At 71.5% G+C, this 19,782-nt stretch carries 15 protein-coding genes and 3 pseudogenes; 13 read left to right on the top strand and 5 right to left on the bottom strand.

Annotated features, from left to right (window positions below; translation table 11 throughout):
* Nucleotides 1–123 precede the first annotated feature (123 nt).
* Nucleotides 124–1,299: a serine hydrolase domain-containing protein gene (locus tag ABT063_RS44420; RefSeq protein ID WP_502991009.1), complete on the top strand. Its 1,176-nt coding sequence runs from the start codon at nt 124–126 to the stop codon at nt 1,297–1,299.
* 26 nt (nt 1,300–1,325) lie between these two features.
* On the opposite strand, the pseudogene ABT063_RS44415 reads toward ABT063_RS44420, so the two are convergent.
* The 4 genes and pseudogenes from ABT063_RS44415 to ABT063_RS44395 form a co-directional block, all read right to left on the bottom strand.
* A pseudogene (locus tag ABT063_RS44415) lies at nt 1,326–1,619 on the bottom strand (XdhC family protein); the annotation flags it as partial.
* Nucleotides 1,620–1,904: 285 nt separating this feature from the next.
* Nucleotides 1,905–2,732: pseudogene (locus ABT063_RS44405) on the bottom strand (FAD binding domain-containing protein).
* A gap of 6 nt (nt 2,733–2,738) precedes the next feature.
* Nucleotides 2,739–3,380 carry a (2Fe-2S)-binding protein gene (locus ABT063_RS44400; RefSeq protein ID WP_351066713.1) on the bottom strand — a complete coding sequence of 214 codons (642 nt, stop codon included), beginning with the start codon at nt 3,378–3,380 and terminating at the stop codon, nt 2,739–2,741.
* A gap of 139 nt (nt 3,381–3,519) precedes the next feature.
* Nucleotides 3,520–4,366, bottom strand: a pseudogene (locus ABT063_RS44395) (helix-turn-helix transcriptional regulator).
* Between the two features lie 176 nt (nt 4,367–4,542).
* On the opposite strand from ABT063_RS44395, the gene ABT063_RS44390 reads away from it, so the two are divergent.
* The 12 genes from ABT063_RS44390 (at nt 4,543) to ABT063_RS44335 (ending at nt 17,738) form a co-directional block, all read left to right on the top strand.
* Nucleotides 4,543–5,520, top strand: coding sequence for an aldo/keto reductase (locus ABT063_RS44390; RefSeq protein WP_351066712.1), 978 nt, complete (start codon nt 4,543–4,545; stop codon nt 5,518–5,520).
* A 41-nt stretch (nt 5,521–5,561) separates the two neighbouring features.
* On the top strand, nt 5,562–6,413 hold the full coding sequence (locus tag ABT063_RS44385) for an aldo/keto reductase (RefSeq protein ID WP_351066710.1): 852 nt from the start codon (nt 5,562–5,564) through the stop codon (nt 6,411–6,413).
* A gap of 464 nt (nt 6,414–6,877) precedes the next feature.
* Nucleotides 6,878–7,234 carry a flavodoxin gene (locus ABT063_RS44380; protein ID WP_351066723.1) on the top strand — a complete coding sequence of 119 codons (357 nt, stop codon included), beginning with the start codon at nt 6,878–6,880 and terminating at the stop codon, nt 7,232–7,234.
* Between the two features lie 165 nt (nt 7,235–7,399).
* The gene (locus tag ABT063_RS44375; RefSeq protein ID WP_351066709.1) at nt 7,400–7,927 is read left to right on the top strand and encodes a hypothetical protein; all 528 of its coding nucleotides are present in this window, start codon (nt 7,400–7,402) and stop codon (nt 7,925–7,927) included.
* A 400-nt stretch (nt 7,928–8,327) separates the two neighbouring features.
* Nucleotides 8,328–10,457 carry a hypothetical protein gene (locus ABT063_RS44370; protein WP_351066708.1) on the top strand — a complete coding sequence of 710 codons (2,130 nt, stop codon included), beginning with the start codon at nt 8,328–8,330 and terminating at the stop codon, nt 10,455–10,457.
* Between the two features lie 89 nt (nt 10,458–10,546).
* Entirely contained in the window at nt 10,547–12,064 is a 1,518-nt protein-coding gene (gene pelF / locus ABT063_RS44365) for a GT4 family glycosyltransferase PelF (protein ID WP_351066707.1), read from the top strand.
* Nucleotides 12,061–13,476 (top strand): hypothetical protein, encoded by a 1,416-nt coding sequence (locus ABT063_RS44360; protein ID WP_351066705.1) that lies wholly within the window; start codon nt 12,061–12,063, stop codon nt 13,474–13,476. The genes pelF and ABT063_RS44360 overlap by 4 nt, the downstream gene beginning before the upstream one ends.
* 91 nt (nt 13,477–13,567) lie before the next feature.
* On the top strand, nt 13,568–14,569 hold the full coding sequence (locus tag ABT063_RS44355; RefSeq protein ID WP_351066704.1) for a GDP-mannose 4,6-dehydratase: 1,002 nt from the start codon (nt 13,568–13,570) through the stop codon (nt 14,567–14,569).
* Nucleotides 14,570–14,625: 56 nt separating this feature from the next.
* Entirely contained in the window at nt 14,626–15,339 is a 714-nt protein-coding gene (locus ABT063_RS44350; protein WP_351066702.1) for a nucleotidyltransferase family protein, read from the top strand.
* Nucleotides 15,340–15,346: 7 nt separating this feature from the next.
* Nucleotides 15,347–16,264, top strand: coding sequence for an NAD-dependent epimerase/dehydratase family protein (locus ABT063_RS44345; RefSeq protein ID WP_351066700.1), 918 nt, complete (start codon nt 15,347–15,349; stop codon nt 16,262–16,264).
* Nucleotides 16,261–16,923 carry a spherulation-specific family 4 protein gene (locus ABT063_RS44340; protein WP_351066699.1) on the top strand — a complete coding sequence of 221 codons (663 nt, stop codon included), beginning with the start codon at nt 16,261–16,263 and terminating at the stop codon, nt 16,921–16,923. The genes ABT063_RS44345 and ABT063_RS44340 overlap by 4 nt, the downstream gene beginning before the upstream one ends.
* Nucleotides 16,920–17,738: an endo alpha-1,4 polygalactosaminidase gene (locus ABT063_RS44335; protein ID WP_351066698.1), complete on the top strand. Its 819-nt coding sequence runs from the start codon at nt 16,920–16,922 to the stop codon at nt 17,736–17,738. The genes ABT063_RS44340 and ABT063_RS44335 overlap by 4 nt, the downstream gene beginning before the upstream one ends.
* Before the next feature lie 10 nt (nt 17,739–17,748).
* Here the strand turns inward: ABT063_RS44335 and ABT063_RS44330 are convergent, their stop codons facing one another.
* Nucleotides 17,749–19,782 (bottom strand): trypsin-like serine peptidase, encoded by a 2,034-nt coding sequence (locus ABT063_RS44330; protein WP_351066697.1) that lies wholly within the window; start codon nt 19,780–19,782, stop codon nt 17,749–17,751.

The raw sequence follows: 19,782 nt of genomic DNA, 5'->3' as shown, positions 1-19,782 counted from the left end.
CTTCGTTCAGCACCGCGCCGGGTTCAAAGAGCGTCACATCATCGCCGTTGGCGGGGCGTTGGCGGCCGGTTAGGGGCGGTCGGCACGATGCGTGTCCCGCAAGCCGAGAGAGGGTTGGTGCACATGTCGACACGCCTGATACGGAAGACGCTGGTGGGCGTGACAGCGATCGCAGCGGCAGGTACGGCCCTGATGACGACTCCTGCGGCCGCGGCCGGCGGCACGGTGACCGCCGCGGAGACGCGGGAGTTCCGGCACGCTGCCACCCAGGCCGCCATGGACGCGGCCGTCGCCGCGGGCGTGCCGGGCGTCGTGGCCGAAGTACGTGACACCCGCGGGGGGTGGAAGGGCACCTCGGGTGTCGCCGACCTCTCCACGCAGCAGCCCCGCGGCAACGGCGACCGGTTCCGCGTCGGAAGCGTCACCAAGACGTTGGTGGCGACCGTCATGCTCCAGCTCCAGGCGGAAGGGAAGGCCGATCTCGATGCCACGGTCGACCACTACCTGCCCGGCCTGGTGCGGGGGAACGGCCACGACGGCACGAAGATCACGGTCCGTCAGCTGATGAACCACACCAGCGGCATCTTCAACTTCACCGAGGACGCCGCGTTCTCGAAGAGGGTGCTGGGCATCGAGTTCCTCGAGTCCCGCTACGACGACTGGACTCCTCAGCAGGTCATCGCCCTCGCCCTGCAGAACCCGCCCCAGTTCGAGCCCGGCACCTCCTGGAAGTACTCGAACACCAACTACCTCCTGCTGGGGCTGATCATCGAGAAGCTGACCGGCAGGCCCTACGCCGAGGAGATCGAGCGGCGCATCACCAGGCCGCTGGCGATGCGCGCCACGTACTTCCCCGGCACCGACCCGCACGTCCCCGCCCCCACCCGGCACTACTCCACCTTCACGGAGGACCCGGGGAAGACCTACGACGTGACCGAGCTCAACCCGTCCTGGGCCTGGGCGGCGGGCGAGATGGTCACCAACTCCTCCGACCTCAACCGCTTCTACGCCGCCCTCTTCAGCGGCAGGCTGCTGCGCCCCGCCCAGCTCGAGCAGATGACGACCACGATCTCGACTGAGGGCAACCTGCCGCGCCAGCGCTATGGCCTGGGCCTCATCGAGTACGAGACGAGCTGCGGGGTCAAGGTCTGGGGCCACTCCGGCGGTATCCACGGCTCCTCGACACAGGCCTTCGGCACCAAGGACGGTCGACACATGATCGCTTTGAACTTCAACGGCGACTGGGTCGGCGGCGGCAAGAACGTCGTGTCGGCCGAGTTCTGCACGCCCCACGGTTGAGCCCCGGTGCTGGTTCGAGGCTGACTTCAAGGTGCGTGCGGTCCCCATGCGGCGTGGTGGATGGGTCCTGTCCTGTGGGACAGGGGCAGGCCGGTGCCCCTGTTGCCGTGGGCGATGATCTCGGCGGTGATGGAGATCGCTGTCTCTTCGGGCGTGTGGGCGCCGAGGTCGAGTCCGATCGGGGAGTGCAGGTGGGCCAGTTGGTCCTCGGGTGTACCGGCTTCGCGTAGGAGTTCCAGGCGCTGTTCGTGGGTGCGGCGGGAGCCCATCGCGCCCACGTAGGCGACGGGGAGGCCGAGGGCCTGGCTCAACAAGGGGACCCGCAGCCGCTCACCCGGCAGGTTGAGCGACCCGGGGTTGGGCCCGTAGGGCAGCTTGGGGGCGTTGCGATGGTGGATCCTCTTCAGTACGCCCCGCTGGCCTTCGGCGGCGCGGGTGTCGATGCCGGTGATCCGGCCACGGGCGACGCCGCTGTCGACCACGACGGCGTGCACGACTCCCTCGGGCATGGGGGAGATCGGCAGCATACTTCGCCTGACCGGTCACCTTCAGGCGCCCCTCCACGCGGGAGAGCGGTGCGCCGACGGCTGCCGGCGGCTGGGGGCTCATGCGTTGTCTCCTACGATGCGCAGCTGGCGTTCGACGGTCCGCCTGAGCAGCTCGACCTTGAAACCGCTGTGTTGGAGCGGACGGGCCCCGTCCGCGGCCGCTGCGGCCGACCGAGCCCAGAGTCGTTCCGAGGGGCGTTCACCGATGAGGGCTCGCTCGACGGCGGGGAGCTTCCACGGCACCGTCCCCACCCCGCCGCGGACGTGCAGGGCGACGGCGGCGGAGGTGAGGGCGAACTCGTACGACTGCCGGTCACGCACCTTCAAGTAGCCGGACTTGAGCGGGCGCGGATGAGCCGGAACCTCCACGGCGGTGATCAACTCACCCTTTCTCACGGCCTGTTCGCGGTGGGGCGTGCGGCCGGGCTGGAGCAGGAAGTCGGCAAGGCGACGGCCACGTCGGAGGGGTGGGTGGCCACGCAGGACTCGGAGGTGCCCAGGATGGCGTGGGTGCGGTTGAAGCCCTCCCGCGCGGCACAGCAGGAGCCCGGCTCGGCTTGTTGCAGTCGGCGGTCACATCACGGAAGTACGTGCAGCGGGTGCGCTGCATGATGTTGCCGCCGATGGTGGCCATGTTGCGCAGCTGGGCGGACGCGCTCAGTTCCAGGGCTTGGGAGATGACCGGGTAGGTGGTGCGCACCTTGGGGTGACCGTGACCTCGCGCAGCGGCAGACGGCTGATGTCGACCAGCGTCTCGGGGCGTTCGACGGTCTCGCGCATCAGGTCGACGAGGGTGGTGCCGCCGGCGATGTAACGCCCGCCGCGGCGGCCTGCGTTGAGGGCTTCCCGGGTGTCGGATGCCGTGGTGAGGGAGAAGGGATACATCGGCACTCACTTCCGGCCCGCGGCCTGCTCGACAGCGCGCACGATCTTCACGTAGCAGCCGCAGCGGCAGATGTTGCCGCTCATCGACTCCCGGATCTCCTCCGCGGAGCCGGTGTGGCCCTCCTGGACGCACCCGACGCCGGACATGATCTGGCCCGGGGTGCAGTAGCCGCACTGGAAGGCGTCCTGGTCGATGAACGCCTGCTGCAACGGGTGGAGCCGGTCGCCCTTCTCCAGACCCTCGATCGTGGTGATCTCGGCGCCCTCCAGCCGGACCGCCAGCGTCAGACAGGAGTTGACCCGTTGCCCGTCGACCAGGACGGTACAGGCGCCGCAGGCCCCGGCGTCGCAGCCCTTCTTCGACCCCGTCAGGCCGAGTTGTTCGCGCAGCAGGTCCAGCAGCGAGGTGCGGTTGTCGACCGTGACGGTGTGCCGCTTGCCGTTGACGGTCAACGAGACGCGGCTGCTGGGCGGCGCCTCAGCGGCTGCCGCCTCCTCCGCGCCGAAGGGGGACGTCCCCATGATCAGGCCACCTGCCGCGACGGCACCGCCGACGGCGGTGGTCGTCGCGATGAACGTGCGCCGGGACGGTGCTGTCGGAGGCCCCTCGGCGGGAGCGACGGTTGACTCGGGGAGTTCGGTAGACATGGCCGCAGACTGGCGGGTTCGTTCGCCTTCTGGCAGGCCGGGCTGTGCCGGGGAACGGCGTTCGGGGTAACGGCAGAACCCCTCACACATCTGGCACTCGTGTCACAGCCTTGCCAGACTGGCGAGCCGAGGCGTCGGGTCAGGACTGCCGGCGCGGCTGTACCTCGCCGCCCGCGGCCGGGCGCTCGGCAGGCTCGGGTGAGGCCGTGTCGAGCAGGAGGACGGCGTCGTGGCCGGGAGTGCCGGGTTCGGCGACGAGGACGCCGAGCCGCTGTCCCGGGGCTCCTTCCAGGGCCATGGCCTGGCCGCTGAGCGTGAAGGTGCCGGCCTTCGGGTGCCGGTAGGTCTTGGCGACCTTCTTGCGGCCGATGACGTCGTAGCGCTCCCACAGCCTGGCGAAGTCGGGGCTCTTGAGCAGGAGTTCATCGACGAGTCCGGTCAGGTCGGGGGCGCCGGGGTGGTGCCCGCCTCGGCGCGCGGGTAGGCAGGACACGCACGGACCTGGTAGTCCCAGTCGGGGTAGAGCTCGCGCGCGGTGGGGTGCCGGCCCTCCGGGGTTCCAGGCGAGCAGGTCCAGGCTGCGGCTGACGATGTAGGCCGGGTTGGGGCGCAGCGTCTCCAGCCGCAGTTTGAGGTGCGGGCGGACGGTGCGGCCGGGCGGGGGTGGGGGCTCGGGGGAGTATCGGGCGGCACGTGCGGCGATCTCGCGCAGATGCTGGTGCTCCTCGTCGTCGAACCTCAAGGCCCTGGCGAGCGCGTCCAGCACGGAGGGGCTGGGCCGGGTCTCCCTGCCGCGCTCCAGGCGGACGTAGTAGTCGACGCTCATTCCGGAGAGGGCGGCCACCTCCTCACGGCGCAGGCCGGGAGCGCGGCGCAGGCCGGGACCGACGGTGAGGCCGACCTCGGCGGGTCTGGGTCTGCGCGCGGCGGGCGCGCAGGAACCGGCCCAGTTCCGCCCTGGCGCTGCTGCTCTGCTCGGGTGCCATGTCAGTCAGTGTCACAGCGCGCTGACCTGCACGGCAGGCGCGTGGGGGCCCTGTCATTACCCCGAACGCCACTCCCCGGCACAGCTCGGCCTGCCACCGAGGACGAAAAGGCGCGAGGGTGGATTCAGGGACAGGCCGGAGGAAACCAGCGAAAGCCGAGGAACGGAGCATTCTCGATGCGGCACGTCAAGCTGGGTGACCTGGAGGTTTCCCGCATCGGACTGGGTGCCATGGGCATGTCCCACGGCTACACCGGGGCCGGGAGGGACGATACGGAGTCGATCCGTACCCTCCACCGGGCCCTGGAGCTGGGCGTGACCTTCATCGACACCGCTGAGATCTACGGCCCGTACACCAACGAGGAACTCGTCGGCCGTGCCCTCCGGGGCCGGCGCGACCAGGTCGTGGTGGCGACGAAGTTCGGCTTCGTCTCGCACGCGGGCGGCGGGCCGGGACACCTGGACAGCAGCCCGGCCAACATCCGTACCGCCGTCGAGGGATCGCTCAAGCGCCTCGGCACCGACTACATCGACCTGTACTGCCAGCACCGGGTCGACCCGGAGGTGCCCATCGAGGACACCGTGGGGACGCTGGCCGAGCTGGTCGCCGAGGGCAAGGTCCGGCACATCGGCCTGTCCGAGGCCGGGCCGGACACCATTCGCCGCGCCCACGCCGTCCACCCGGTCACCGCCGTGCAGTCGGAGTACTCGCTGTGGACCCGGGACCCGGAGGCGCGTGTACTGCCGCTGCTGCGCGAGCTGAACATCGGCTTCGTGCCCTTCTCGCCGCTGGGGCACGGGTTCCTCACCGGGCAGATCCGCTCCACGGACGACTTCGACGACACCGACTGGCGCAAGAACAACCCGCGCTTCACCGGCGAGAACTTCCGGCGGAACCTGTGTCTCGCCGACGAGGTCCAGGCCATCGCCGCCGAGGCCGGCGCCACACCGGCGCAGATCGCCCTGGCCTGGCTGCTCGCCCAGGGCGAGTTCATCGCCCCGATCCCCGGCACCAAGCGCGTGAGCCGGGTCGAGGAGAACACCGCCGCCGACGGCATCGAGCTGACCGCGGAGCAGATCGACAAGCTCGACAACCTCCCCCCGGCCGCCGGCGACACACACGACGAGGCCGGCATGCGCCTGCTCGAACGCTGACCGGCCAGGTACCCGCACCCGTCCCCACCCAAGGAAGTCCCATGCAGACCGTCACCCTGAACAACGGCGTCGAGATGCCGATCCTCGGCTTCGGCGTCTACCAGATCCCGCCGGAGCAGACCGAGCAGGCCGTCACCGAGGCCCTCGCCGCCGGCTACCGGCTGCTCGACACTGCGGCCGCCTACGGGAACGAGGGCGCCGTCGGCCGCGCGATCAAGAACAGCGGCATCCCGCGCGAGGAGCTGTTCGTCACCACCAAGCTGTGGGTCCAGGACGCGCCCGCGCAGGACAACACCAAGCGCGCCTTCGACAAGTCGATGGACAAGCTCGGCCTCGACCACCTCGACCTGTACCTGATGCACCAGCCGTACGGCGATGTGTACAGCCAGTGGCATGCGATGCAGGACCTCCACCGTGAAGGCCGTATCAGGGCGATCGGGGTCGCCAACTTCTACCCCGACCGGCTGGTCGACCTCCTCCTCAACAACGAGGTCACGCCCGCGGTCAACCAGATCGAGACCCACCCGTTCTTCCAGCGCACGGCAGACCGGGAGGTCATGCGCGAGCACGGGGTGCAGATCCAGTCGTGGGGCGGGTTCGCAGAGGGCAGGAACAACCTCTTCACCAACCCGGTGCTGAGCGACATCGGCGAGAAGCACGGCAAGTCCGTGGCACAGGTCGTGCTCCGCTGGCTCGTCCAGCGCGGAGTCGTCGCGATCCCGAAGTCGGTCCGGGCGGAGCGCATGGCGGAGAACATCGACATCTTCGACTTCGAGCTCACCGACGACCAGATGGCCCGCATCGCCACGCTGGACACCGGAAGCTCGCTGTTCTTCGACCACCGCGACCCGGCCATGGTCAGCCGGCTCGGCCAGGTCCGCCTGAACGACTGACCCGCGGCGTCGGCGCACGGACCAGAGCTGAAGGCGCGGTTGTCCCCGGAAGCGCGGGAACAGCCGCGCCGACAGCACACACACTCCTCATCGGCAGGCTTCACCATGCCCCACCAGCAGGCCCTCACCGACGCAAGAGCCTTACCGAGGCGACGCACGCTTCTTCGGAGCGCGCTCCTGGGAGGAGCCATTGTCATGGCCGACGTCCAGACGAGCGGCTGTTCCACCCCCTCATCCTCGCCACGCCAGACCAGGCGCGAGGCCACTGATCGACCTGCCACGGCCGCCTCGGCCGAGAAGCCGGTCCTCCTGGCCTACTTCTCCCGGCCGGGGGAGAACTACTTCTACGGCGGACGCACCACCGCGTCCAAGCCGCCGACCCCTACCCGGGCGACTACGAGGAGACCGTCCGGCGGAACGTCCGCGAACAGGACGCCGACGCCAGGCCGGCCCTCGCCAACCCCCTGCGCTCGGTCGACGCTTACGACACGGTGCTCCTTGGCAGCCCCGTCTGGAACGTCAGAGCACCCATGATCATGACGACCTTCACCGAAGCCCTCGACTTCGACGGCAAGACCGTCATCCCGTTCACGACCCACGCCATGAGCGGACTGGGAACCACCGAACGCGACTACGCCGCGTCCTGCCGGGGCGCGACCTTCGGGGAAGGACTGGCAGTGCGGGCGAGGAGGTCAGGGACGCCGACGACGAGGTCGGGTCCTGGCTGCGCCGCATCGGTCTGCTCCGAGGCTGACGCGCCGATACACGCCAATGTCATCCGCCCGCACCACGGGGCCGTCCGGCATCAGCGGTCCCGTTGAACCGCCGTGTCACATCCTCGCTACCGTGCGCTGATACGGACGGCCCCGCACGCGCACGGATTCATCACGCGGTCTTCACGTGACGCACACATTCGGCCGAGTGGCGTCGAGTGCGCCCCTGGCGGGGCAGACGGCGCGTTCACCCCATGTCCAGCCTCCCAGGCCATGCGATCACCACTGATGAGACGTCTCGGTCTCACCGCCGTCCTGGCCCTCGCCCTCGCCGTGTTCGGTCCGGCCCCCAGCGCGAGCGCCGCCGACCCGGCGCCGGCCGAGCTGACGTTCGCCACCGACAGCGCCACCACCACGCCCGGCGGCACGGTGAACCTGTCGATGACGATCAGCAACAACAAGACCTACGACATCTGGTTCGTGTACCAGACGATCGAACCGACGTGGCTGACCACCCAGCGCCCCGACCTGAAGTACGGCTTCACCGGTTGCAGCCTGACCACGGCCGCCGGCTCCACCCCCTGTTCCGGGACCGGCCCCGCCAACCTGGGCGCCAACTACGGCGCCACCATCCCGCCCGGCCAGAGCCGTACCGTCACGCTGACGCTCCAGGTCGCCGCCGACTCCGGCTGCAATGGCGACATCGGCTTCTACTCGTACTTCTACGCCGAGTTCGGTGACAGGACGAACGTCAGCGGTGGTCCGGTCTACACGCCCGAGACACGAGTGCTGTGCGCCTGACGGCCCGTCCAGAATGTGGGCAACTGTGCTGCGGGTGACCTGAAACCGGTCTGTGACCAGGTATGCATCGCGGTATAGACCACCGGCACTTTCGCTCGGCGGGCCCCAGTGGTCCGCCGGTGCGCCGTACGGGCCCGGACCAGCACTCGGGGCTCTTCCGTCCGTCGGGCCTCCGCGGCGGAGAGACGCTCGATTCGATTGCGGATCCGGCTAGTTGGTCACCTGCGCTTTTCCGTCAGGTTTCGCAACACAACCACGAAAGCTGCACACAGACATCACTATGTGACGCGACGGATGCGTCGACGACTGGCTTCTGAGGGGGATGCCGGCGTCACGCAAGGGGGTGCGTCCGCTCCACGGGAGCCGTGCTCACCCCTGCCCGGGGAGGGGACTTCACCGCATGAAGCGGACCTTACGCACCACCGCGCTCACGGTGGGCGCGCTCGTCGCCGCACTGGGCCTGCCGGCCGGCGCGGCCCACGCCGACACCACCACACCGCGCGTCGACCTGCGGGTGCTGGTGGTGAGCGACGGCGGCCCGTCCACCGACGCGATCGCCGCCGAACTGGCCGCGGCCGGCACGCCGTACACCGAGATCGACCTCACGCAGTCCGGCCGGCCCGTGATCGACGCCGGCTTCCTCGCGGACACCGTCGACGGCCGGCCGCGCGCCAGGTTCCAGGCCGTCGTACTGCCCAACGACAACCCCTTCCCCACCGGCTCCGCAGAGATGGCGGCCCTCGCGGACTACGAGCGGACGTACGCCGTTCCCCAGGTGGACGCCTACACCTACGCGCGTCCCGAAGCCGGTCTGCAGTACCCCGTCCACGGCGGCTACTCCGGCAGCGTCGACGGTGCGCAGGCGGAGGTGACCGCCGCCGGGAAGGCGGGCCCCTTCGGCTACCTCGACGGGGCCGTGCCCTTCGAGGACAACGACCCCGCCGTCGGTGAGAGTTACGCCTACCTGTCGAAGCCCCTGGCGGGCGCCGACTTCACCCCCTACGTCGAGGCGGCGATCCCCGGGCAGTCGACGCGGGGCACGCTGGTGGGCGAGTACCGGCACGACGGACGGCGCGAGCTCGTCGTCACCTTCGTCTACAACCAGTACCAGCAGCAGTTCCGGCTGCTGGCCCGCGGCATCGTGGAGTGGATGACCGGCGGCGTGCACCTGGGCGCCTCACGGAACTACTTCGCCGTGCACGTCGACGACGTGTTCGCCGCCGACGACCGCTGGAACACCGAGCTCAACTGCACACCCGGTGACGTCGACTGCACGGACCCGAACGCCACCCCCGACCCGATCCGCATGACCCCCGCCGACGTCGAGCACGCCACCTCCTGGCAGGACAGCAAGGACTTCACCCTCGACTTCGCCTACAACGGCGCCGGCAGCGTCGACCACCGCCAGGACAACAACGGCGTCGACGCGCTCGCCGACAAGCTGATCGCGGACCGGAACAAGTTCCGCTGGATCAACCACACCTACTCGCACCCCTTCCTCGGCTGTGTGCAGGACACCTCGGTCGTGCCGTGGAAGTGCGCCACCGACGCCGACGGCAGCACCCAGTGGGTGAGCCGGAACGAGATCTCCGACGAGATCGCCACCAACCGTGTCTGGGGACAGGCGGCCGGGCTCCCGCTGGAGAACGGCGAGTTGGTCACCGGCGAGCACTCCGGCATGAAGGTGCTGCCGCAGCAGCCCGAGGACAACCCCAACCTGGCGCTCGCCCTCGACGACAACGACATCACCTGGCTCGGCTCGGACAACTCCCGTGAGCCCGACCAGCGCCGGGTCGGGCCGGCCACGACCGTCCCCCGCTACCCGATGAACGTCTTCTACAACGCGGGGCGGGCGGCCGAGCAGGTCGACGAGTACAACTGGATCTATACCAGCCGCGCCCAGGGCGGCAGCGGCATCTGCGAGGACAACCCGGCCACCACCACGTGTCTGGCGGAACCACTGGACACCACCACCGGCTACGCCGAACGCATCGTGCCGCTGGAGACCCGGATCGCCCTCGGGCACGTGCTGTCCAACGACCCGAAGCCGCACTTCATCCACCAGTCGAACCTGGCCGAGGAACGCATCGCCTACCCGGTCCTCAGCGGCGTCCTCGACGGCTACGAGGCGCTGTTCGCGGAGGACACCCCCGTGGTGAACCCGCGGATGAAGGACATCGGCGCCGAACTGCAGCGCAGAGCCGCCTGGCAGGCCGCCCTCCAGGCCGGCGAGATCACCGCCTACCGCATCGGCGACACCGTGACCGTCGAGGCACCGGACGGGCTGGCCGTCACCGCGACCCTGCCCACCGGCACCACGCTGGCCGGCGCCGCGTTCGGCGAGGCGTACGCGGGCGCGGTGTCCGGATGGACGCCCTCCACGGGCGCACCGATCAGCCTCACCCTGCCGGAGCCCGCCCCGGCACCGGACGCCGACTCCACCGCGCAGGCCCCGGCCACGGAGCCCGCGCCGGACACCCGCGTCCCAGCGGGCGTGACCGAGCGGGTCCCGTACTCCGCGGACAACTGAACGGCGCCAGGACGGACCCGAGGGACGGCCCCCAGGCCGCCCGAAGGACCGGTACGAACCACCCCACACCTCGGCCGTGGAGCACACCGATGCACGTACCCCACGGCGCGCGACGCCCCGGCGTGACGCGCGTCACCCTGCTCACCGAAGGCACCTATCCCCACAGTCACGGCGGCGTGAGCGTCTGGTGCGACCAGCTCGTCCAGGGCATGCCCGACCTGGACTTCGACGTCATCGCCGTCACCGGCACCGGACGCGAACCCGTCGTATGGGACCTGCCCGCGCACGTCTCACGCGTGCTGTCCGTCCCGATGTGGGGCGACCCGCCGGAGGGCCGCCCGCCCCGGGGCCGCGCCCGCAACCGACTCGCCGCCGCCTACGAGCAGTTCCTGGCCGCCCTGCTCGATCCGCGTGCGGAGGACGGATTCGCCCCCGCCCTGTACGCGATGGCGCGGGCCGCGGCGGACGGGACGCTGAGCCCCTTCCTGCGCTCGGACCGGGCGATCGCCCTCCTGACCGCGGTGTGGAACCGCCCGGGCCTGACCGTGCGAGAGGCCCGGCCCACCCTGCACGACGCCCTCACCGCGACCGCACTGCTGGAACACGCCCTGCGCCCACTGGCCGCACCGCCGCCCGAGAGCGGGGTCGCGCACGCGGTCAGCGGCGGCGTCGCCGTCCTGCCGGGCCTCGCCGCCCTCGAACGGCACGGTGTCCCGCTGCTGTTGACCGAGCACGGGGTCTACCTGCGCGAGCGTTACCTCGGCTACCGCACCGCGCCCTACCGCTGGCCGGTGAAGGCCGTCGTCCTCGGGTTCTTCCGGCTGCTGGCGGAGGAGAGCTACCGCCGGGCCGCCCTGATCACGCCGGGCAACCGCTACAACCGGCTGTGGGAGGAACAGGGCGGTGCCGATCCGGAGTCGATCCGTACGGTCTACAACGGCGTGGACCCCGCCGCGTTCCCGCCGGCCGGGCCCGAGCCGGACACACTCACCCTCAGCTGGGCGGGCCGCGTCGACCCGATCAAGGACCTGGAGACCCTCATCCGGGCCTTCGCCCTCGTCAGGGATCGGCTCCCCGACGTACGGCTGCGGTTGTTCGGCGGGACACCGAGGGGCGGGGAGGCCTACCGGGAGCGCTGCGAGGCACTGGCCGCCGAGCTCGGACACGCGGACGCCGTCACATTCGAGGGACGCGTCGACGACATCAAGGACGCCTACGCGGCCGGCAACGTCGTGATGCTCTCCAGCATCAGCGAGGGCTTCCCCTTCACCCTGATCGAGGCCATGTCGTGCGGGCGGCCGACCGTCTCCACCGACGTGGGAGGGGTACGGGAGGCCGTCGGCGACACCGGGCTCGTCGTACCGCCGCGCGATCCGGCGGCGATGGCCGCGGCCGCGCTGGAACTGCTGGGCGATCCCGGGCGGCGCGGGGCGATGGGCGAGGCGGCGCGGCTCAGGGTGATCGAGCAGTTCACCCTGCGCCAGACCATCGACACGTTCCGGTCCATCTATCTGGAACTGCCCACGCTCGGACGGCGGTCGGCGCTGGTACCGGCCCCCGCGGCGCAGCCGCTCACGCCCGTGGGCACGGGGAGTCTGACCGGATGAGCGGACCGATATCCCTCGAACCCGGCGGCGCCGAGCAGGACACGCTGGCACTCCGGCTGGCCGAGCCGCGCCCGCCGCGCCGCCGCCCGCGCTGGGCCGTCGACGACACCACACTCGCCATCCGGCTGCCCCGGCACGGCCCGGACGAGGAGGCGGTCAGCGCGCTCGCCGCCGAACTCGCCGACCGCGTCGGTCCGGCCGTCCACCCCTACGAGGTGGCCGCGCTGCTGGAGGCGGAGGGCCTGTCCGCTTCCCTGATCAAGGAACGGTACGGGCACCCGAACCTGTTCTCGCTCGCCTCCGCGCTGTACGAGCGGGTGCCGCGCACCTTCCCCGAGCCCGCGCCGGCGGCCGACCCGTGGCGCCCGGACACCGTGCGCTGTTTGCTGCGGGGCGTGCTGTTCGCCCTGCCGGGGCTCGCCTACCTGCTGACGGCACCGCTGTGGAACGCCGGGGGGCACGCCTCGGCCCTGATCGTGGCGGGACTCGCCTCCTGGGCCTGGGGGCAGGCGCTCGGCCATCGCGCACACCTGCGGATGGCGACCGGGCGGCGGGAGGCCGGCCGTACGCTCCTGGCCGGCGCGCCCGTGGGCGCGGCGGTGGCCACGGCGATCGCGGCGCTGCCCGCCGAGGGCGGTCCTGTGACCCTGGTGGCGGCCGCGCAATCGGCGTACCTAGCGGCGGCCGGCGTCCTGCTGGTGCTGGGCCGGGAACGGCTGCTGCTGGCCGCGCTCAGCCCGCTGGTCGCCGGTGCCGCCGTCCTGCCGTGGTGGGAGCCCGGCCACCTGCCGCGGATGGGCCTGCCTTTGCTGGCGCTGCTCGCCACGCTCGCCGTCACCGGCCGGACCCTGTGGGCCGCCCTCGCCGTCCCGGCCGTCTCCGGCGCCACCCGGCCGCGCCTGCTGTGGTCCCTGCCGTACGGGCTGTTCGGGCTGGCCGCGGGCGTGCTGGTGCTGCTGGAGGGGCGGGAGGAGCCGTACGCGGTGATCGTGCTGACGGTGAGCATGGGACCGGCGGAGTGGCTGCTGTACCGCTACCGCGGGCTGTCGGTCGCCGCGCTGCGCGCCACCGCGACGCCCACCGGCTTCCTGCTGCGCTCGGCCGGCATCCTCGGCCTCTGTCTGTTCGCCTATCTCCTGCCGCTGCTGCCCGCGGCCCTGCTCACCGGCGCCGACCCGGCCGCCCTGCTGCTGCTCGCCGCCGCCCTGTGGACCGCGCTGCTGCTCCAGGCGTTCGGGGCGGCCTGGCCGTCGGCCGCGATCTGCCTCGCGGCCGCGGCCGGCGCCGGGACGGTGACGCTGCTGCGCCTCCCACCGGGTCCCGCGGCACTGCCGCTGTGCTGTGGCGTGGCGGCGCTGTCCCTGTCGGCGTGCGCGCTGTGGCTCCTCGGACGGCCCGCCCCGCACGCCTGACGCCCCGCACGCCTGACGCCCCGCACGCCTGACCCTCTGGCCCACTCCGCACTCGACCATCCACGTGTAACCAACGGGAAGGACACCCGCGTTGACCTCCGCACCGCTCGCCGCCGTCACCGGAGCCGAGGGTTTCATCGGCTCGCACCTCACCGAGGCGCTGGTCGCCTCCGGACACCGGGTCCGGGCCATGGCCCAGTACAACTCCTTCTCCTCCTACGGCTGGCTGGAGACCCTGCACCCGGACGTCCTCGACCAGGTGGAGATCGTCCTCGGCGACGTCCGTGACCCCGGCTCGGTCCGCGGCCTGCTCGAAGGCGCCGACACCGCCTACCACTTGGCCGCCCTGATCGCGATCCCGTACTCCTACCAGGCCCCGCACAGCTACGTGGACACCAACGTCACCGGCACGCTCAACGTGCTGGAGGCCGTCCGCGCCCTCGGCACGCCCCGGCTGGTGCACACCTCCACCAGCGAGACGTACGGCACCGCGCAGACCGTGCCGATCACCGAGGACCACCCCATCAACACCCAGTCGCCGTACGCCGCTTCGAAGGCGGGCGGAGACCGGCTGGCCGACAGCTACCACGCGAGCTTCGACACCCCGGTGGTGACCCTGCGACCGTTCAACACCTTCGGGCCCCGCCAGTCGATGCGCGCGGTGATGCCCACCGTCATCGGCCAGGTGGCGGCCGGGGAACGCACCATCACCCTCGGCGACCTGCGACCCACGCGGGACTTCACCTTCGTCAAGGACACCGCGCAGGCGTTCCTCGCGGTCGGCACCGCGCCCGCCGAGCACGTCGTGGGCCGCACCTTCAACGCCGGTACCGGCGGGGAGATCTCGGTCGGCGACCTCGTCGCGCTGATCGGCAAGGTGATGGACACCGCCCTCGACGTACGCGAGGACACCGCGCGCATCCGGCCCGCGAACTCCGAGGTGATGCGGCTGGTCGCGGACGCGAGCCGGCTCGCCGCCGCCACCGGCTGGCAGCCCGCCCACACCCTGGAGGAGGGCCTCGCGCACACCGTGGAGTTCTTCCGCGACCCGGCCAATCTCGCCCGCTACAAGACCGGCATCTACAACATCTGACCCCGTCCGGCACGACTTGGCACAGCCCCGCACATCCACGAAGGAGGAGCCTCACCATGCACGCAGTGATCCTGGCGGGAGGCAAGGGCGTCCGGCTCAGGCCCTACACCACCGCGCTGCCCAAGCCGCTCGTGCCCATCGGCGACCAGCACGCCATCCTGGAGATCGTGCTGCGCCAGCTGTCCACGGCCGGCTTCACCCACTGCACCATCGCCATCGGCCACCTGGGCGAGATCATCCGCGCCTACGTCGGCGACGGCTCCCAGTGGGGCATGACCGTCGACTACGCCACCGAGGAAAGCCCCCTGGGCACCATGGGCCCGCTGCTCACCCTGCGCGACCGTCTGCCCGAGACGTTCCTGGTGATGAACGGCGACGTCCTGACCGACCTCGACTACGCCGACGTCCTGCGCCGGCACCATGCCTCGGGCGCGCCGCTGACCATCGCCACGTACGCCCGCAAGGTGCACATCGACTTCGGGGTGCTGACCACCGACGCGAGCAAGGTCGTCGCGTTCACCGAGAAGCCGAGCATGGACTACCGCGTCTCGATGGGCGTCTACGGTGTGTCCCGCTCGACGCTCGACGGCTACACGCCCGGACTTCCGCTGGGCTTCGACGAGTTGGTCCTCGACCTGCTGGCCGCCCAGAACCCGCCGCACGCCTACGAGTTCGACGGGTACTGGCTGGACATCGGCCGCCCGGACGACTATGACCGGGCCAACGCCGAGTTCACCACCCGCAAGTCCCTTCTCCTCAAGGGAGCCTGAGCACCGCATGCGCATTCTCGTCCTGGGGTTCACCGGCTACCTGGGCGCCCACGTCGTCGAGCGGCTGCGTGCCCTGCCGGGCGCGCTGGTCCTCGGCGGCGGCCGCTCACCCGCCGCCGAGTACGGCATCGACCTCGCCTCCGCCCGCCGGGAGCAGCTGGCGAAGACCCTCGCGTCGGCCGCGCCCGACGCCGTGGTCAACTGCGCGGGCGCGACCGGCGGCGACGCCGTGACCCTCGCCGAGGTCAACGCCCGCGGCCCGGCTGTCCTGTGTGCCGCACTGCGCGAGGCGGCCCCCGCGGCCCGCCTGGTGCACCTGGGCTCGGCCGCCGAGTACGGCCCCGGCACCCCGGACACCCGGGTGACGGAGTCGGCGGCCACCTGCCCGGTCGGCCCGTACGGCGCGACCAAGCTGGCGGGCACGGTCGCGGTGACCGCGTCCGGCCTGGACGCCGTGGTGCTGCGGGTGGGCAACCCGGTGGGGCCGGGGGCGCCGCCCACCGGGCTGCCCGGCCGGATCGCCGGACTGCTGCGCGCGGCCGGCCCGGACCCGGACGCGGTGCTGCGGCTCGGCGACCTGTCCGCGTACCGCGACTTCGTCGACGTACGCGACGTGGCGCGGGCGGCAGAGCTCGCGGTCACAGCCCCGGGGCCGCTGTCGCCCGTCCTCAACATCGGCGGGGGAGGGGCCGTCCCGGTGCGCGACCTGGTGCGGGGGCTGGCCGACAAGGCGGGCTTCCGGGGCCGTATCGAGGAAAACGCCACCGACTCGGCCAGTTCGATCCGCTCGGCGCAGGTGTCGTGGCAGTGTTCCGACATCACCGCCGCCGAGGCGGCCCTGGGCTGGCGCCCGGCCCACACCCTCGACGAGGCGCTGGCCGCGCTGTGGGCGGACACGCTGGGGGAAGGCGGCCGTACACCGTGAGCCTGCTGATTCCGCTGTACGTCCACCCGGCCGAGGACCCCGGTGCCTGGCACCGTCTGATCACGGCCGCGACCCGCACGTACGGCGTCGTCCTCAACCCCGCGAACGGCCCGGGCGACGGGCCCGACCCCGCGTTCACCGCGGCGGCCGGTGCGCTGCGCGCGGCCGGGGCACGGCTGCTGGGCTACGTCGACACCGACTACGGGGTGCGCGACCGGACCGAGATCGCCGACGACGTACGCCGGCACCAGGAGTGGTACGCGGCCGACGGCTGCTTCCTCGACCGGGTGACGGCGACGCCGGACGGGCTGCCGGCCTGTCGCCGGCTGGTCCGGACCGTACGCCGGCTCGGTGCCGGGACGGTCGTACTCAACCCCGGGGTCCATCCGGCACCCGGATACGCTCGCCTCGCCGACCTGACCGTCACCTTCGAAGGCCACTGGGCGACGTACGTGTCGGCGTTCAGCAGACCGGCGTGGACCGCGCAGCAGCCGCCCGAGCGGCTGTGCCACCTCGTCTACGGCGTGCCCGAGGCGCTCGTACCGCTCGCCGTGCGCACCGCGCACGAGCGCGGCGCGGCGGTCTGCGGTCCGGTGACGGGTGAACCCCCCAACCCCTGGGCGCGGTTGACGCCCGCGCTGACGGGGACGGAGCGATGAGGAACAGGGGGCTGGCCTGCGCGATGTTGCTGGTCGCTCTGGTGGCCTCGGCGTTGACGGGCTGCTCCAGCAGTGCGGAACGACCCGCCGACGCGCGCGGGACGACATCGGACACCGCCCTGTGGAAACCCCGACCCGGCCTGGCCTGGCAGTGGCAACTGGACGGAAAGGCCGACCCCTCGGCCGACGTGCCCGTCTACGACATCGACGGCTTCGAGAACTCCGCGGCGGACGTGGCCCGTCTGCACCGCGACGGCCGCAAGGTCATCTGCTACGTGAACGTCGGTGCCTGGGAGGACTTCCGGCCCGACAAGGACACCTTCCCGCGCTCGGTGCTCGGCGAGCCCAACGGCTGGGCGGGCGAACGGTGGCTGGACATCCGGCGGATCGCCGTCCTGCGGCCGATCATGGAACGGCGCTTCGACATGTGCCGCGACAAGGGCTTCGACGCCGTGGAGCCCGACCTGGTGGAGGGCTACGGCAACGACACCGGCTTCCCGCTCACCGCGCGCGACCAGCTCAGGTACAACCGCATGATCGCGGCCATCGCCCACGAGCGCGGACTGTCCGTGGGGTTGAAGAACGACCTGCCGCAGATCCCGCAGCTTCTGGCCGACTTCGACTTCGCGGTCAACGAGGAGTGCGCACAGTACGACGAATGCGCTCAGCTCACTCCGTTCATCGCGGCCGGCAAGGCGGTGTTCCACGTGGAGTACACGGAACCGAGGAGCGGCTTCTGCCCCGAGTCCCGCCGACTGAGACTGTCGTCGATGGTGAAACAACCGGAACTCGGGGTGTGGCGGAAGCCCTGTTGAACGGTTCGGCTCAGCCGCCGACGTGGCTGCCGATCGACCGGGCGACCTCGGCGTGGGCGAGGTACTCCACGATGCTGTGTGCCCGGTCGCGGGCGTTGACGACGGCGACGTCGGTCAGTCCGTCCGCCCATTCGTCACCCAACGGGCATCCGATGGCCACCGCGTCGGTCGGGCACCATGCGTTGAGCCAGTCCACCACCTTGTCCGGGCGCTTCGGCCCGCCGACCAGCAGCCTGCTGTGCACGTGGTCCAGGCCGAGGGGACTTCCCGCCGTGGTCAGGTGGATCAGGTCCACGCCGGGGGACAGCCGGGTGGTGAGATCCATGCCGACGACCGTGCCGAGGCTGTGGCTGACGAGCACCACTTCTCCGGCGTCCGGCATCGTTTCGAGCACACAGCCCAGGACCTCGTCCCGGATGCGCCGGTCGCCGAGGTACGCGGCCACGTCACGGAAGATCAAGGCGATGGCCCACGCGTCGAGATCGCTCCTGGCGGCCAGCCAGCTCAGCTGCCGCTGCAGGGCCCCGACCACGTCGCCCAGGCCGATCCGCTCGGTGGCCAACTGCCTCTCGTGCGGCACGTGCCACTTCGTGGCCGCCTCGCCGACGATCTCCTCGTACACCGCGCGGGCGGTGGGAGAGGCGGGTGCGACCACCTCCGCCGCCGTGGCGGTCGGCGCCTCGACGATGCGGGGGACGGCCTCGTGCGCGGTGAGCGCCTGCGCCAGTCTGTCGCCGTAGTAGGGGAACCAGACGTCCGCCGGGTCGACCGGGGGGAGCCCGGCGCGGACGAGCCCCTGATTGAGTCCGGCCGCCCATTCGCGGCGCAGCTTCTCGGGGTCCTTGCCTTCCTGGGAGCGGCCGTGCAGGAAGACCAGATGCCGGTTGCCGCCGAACGCGCCGGCCCGGGCGCGCAGGCCCGCACGCGCGGTGGCTCTCTCGGCGGCCGGGGGCGCCGAGGCGACGGCGGGAGGGGCGGCCGCCGCAGGACCGACGGCTGCTTCCGTGCGGCCCAGCCCGGACTCCGGGCCCATCTCGGCCAGCAGCGCCTGCTGCCGGGAAGCGAAGGGCAGGGCGGCGAGGTGCCTCAGGATGGAGCTGATGCGTACGCCCTCGTTGGACACCCAGTCGATGGCGTCGTCTCCGTCACCGGGCCGCCAGACCTGTCCGTCGCGGCGCAGGACGCGGCCCTGGTCGTCGGTTCTGGGCACACCGCTGTGGTGGAGCGCGACGACCTCCCACTGGTCGTTGAAGACCGGGGAACCCGAATTGCCGGGCTCGGTGTCCGTCTTGTAGTGCAGGAAGTCGTCGAGGCGGACCTGGAGCATGTTGTCCCGTACGGCGATCTCCTTCAGGCGCCCCATCGGGTGGCCGACAACGTTGACCGGCTCGCCGATCACCAGCTTCCCCAGCTGGGCGCTGAGCCGGTTCCACCCGAACGTCTCCCCCGGAGGCCGCCCCTGCGGGCCGGGGGCGACCAGCACCAGGGCGAAGTCGAGGCGTGCGTCCGCCACGAAGAACCCGTCGGGGTCGAGTTCCAGCCGCGTCGCCGGATGCGGTGTGTTGTCGACGGTGACCTGGGCCTCGAACTCCACGAAGCACTGCCGGGCGGCCTCCGCGTCGGTGAGCACGTGATGGTTGGTCATCAGCAGGCTCGGCGACACGAGGAAGCCGGTGCCGATCGGCAGCTCGCGGCCGTTCTCCCGCACCGAGATCCGGGCGATGGTCCGTGCCGCCCGGGTGCCGCGCGGCAGGAAGCTCCATGCCTGCAGTTCCTTGGACACCCCGAGGATGCGTTCGTACGCGGCAGGCGCGGCCATCGGTTCCGCGCGGACGGCCTCCACCACCATGGCGGCGGGCACCGCGTGCCGGTCGAGCAGGCGGGCCGCGCGCGCCGCGAGCGCCTCCTGCGAATCCGGGAAGGTGACCCCTGCGTCCTGCTGCCGCTCGACCGCCCGCCGCTCGTCGCCGGTCTCGCCGTACCGCGCGGCGGCCGCCGCGACCTGGCGTTCCCGCTCCTCGCGGGACTTGTCCGTCGCTTCCAT

The organism is Streptomyces sp. NPDC002838 (assembly GCF_040295365.1).
Classification (GTDB): Bacteria; Actinomycetota; Actinomycetes; order Streptomycetales; family Streptomycetaceae; genus Streptomyces.
Note: the sequence above shows the minus strand (reverse complement) of the source record. Positions and strands in the feature narration are given on the sequence as shown.

Excerpts from the sequence above, each read along its gene's own strand:
- ABT063_RS44420 (WP_502991009.1), top strand. The coding sequence starts at position 124 with ATGTCGACACGCCTGATACGGAAGACGCTGGTGGGCGTGACAGCGATC.
- ABT063_RS44400 (WP_351066713.1), bottom strand. The coding sequence starts at position 3,380 with ATGTCTACCGAACTCCCCGAGTCAACCGTCGCTCCCGCCGAGGGGCCT.
- ABT063_RS44390 (WP_351066712.1), top strand. The coding sequence starts at position 4,543 with ATGCGGCACGTCAAGCTGGGTGACCTGGAGGTTTCCCGCATCGGACTG.
- ABT063_RS44385 (WP_351066710.1), top strand. The coding sequence starts at position 5,562 with ATGCAGACCGTCACCCTGAACAACGGCGTCGAGATGCCGATCCTCGGC.
- ABT063_RS44375 (WP_351066709.1), top strand. The coding sequence starts at position 7,400 with ATGCGATCACCACTGATGAGACGTCTCGGTCTCACCGCCGTCCTGGCC.
- ABT063_RS44370 (WP_351066708.1), top strand. The coding sequence starts at position 8,328 with ATGAAGCGGACCTTACGCACCACCGCGCTCACGGTGGGCGCGCTCGTC.
- pelF (WP_351066707.1), top strand. The coding sequence starts at position 10,547 with ATGCACGTACCCCACGGCGCGCGACGCCCCGGCGTGACGCGCGTCACC.
- ABT063_RS44360 (WP_351066705.1), top strand. The coding sequence starts at position 12,061 with ATGAGCGGACCGATATCCCTCGAACCCGGCGGCGCCGAGCAGGACACG.
- ABT063_RS44350 (WP_351066702.1), top strand. The coding sequence starts at position 14,626 with ATGCACGCAGTGATCCTGGCGGGAGGCAAGGGCGTCCGGCTCAGGCCC.
- ABT063_RS44345 (WP_351066700.1), top strand. The coding sequence starts at position 15,347 with ATGCGCATTCTCGTCCTGGGGTTCACCGGCTACCTGGGCGCCCACGTC.
- ABT063_RS44335 (WP_351066698.1), top strand. The coding sequence starts at position 16,920 with ATGAGGAACAGGGGGCTGGCCTGCGCGATGTTGCTGGTCGCTCTGGTG.
- ABT063_RS44330 (WP_351066697.1), bottom strand. The coding sequence starts at position 19,782 with ATGGAAGCGACGGACAAGTCCCGCGAGGAGCGGGAACGCCAGGTCGCG.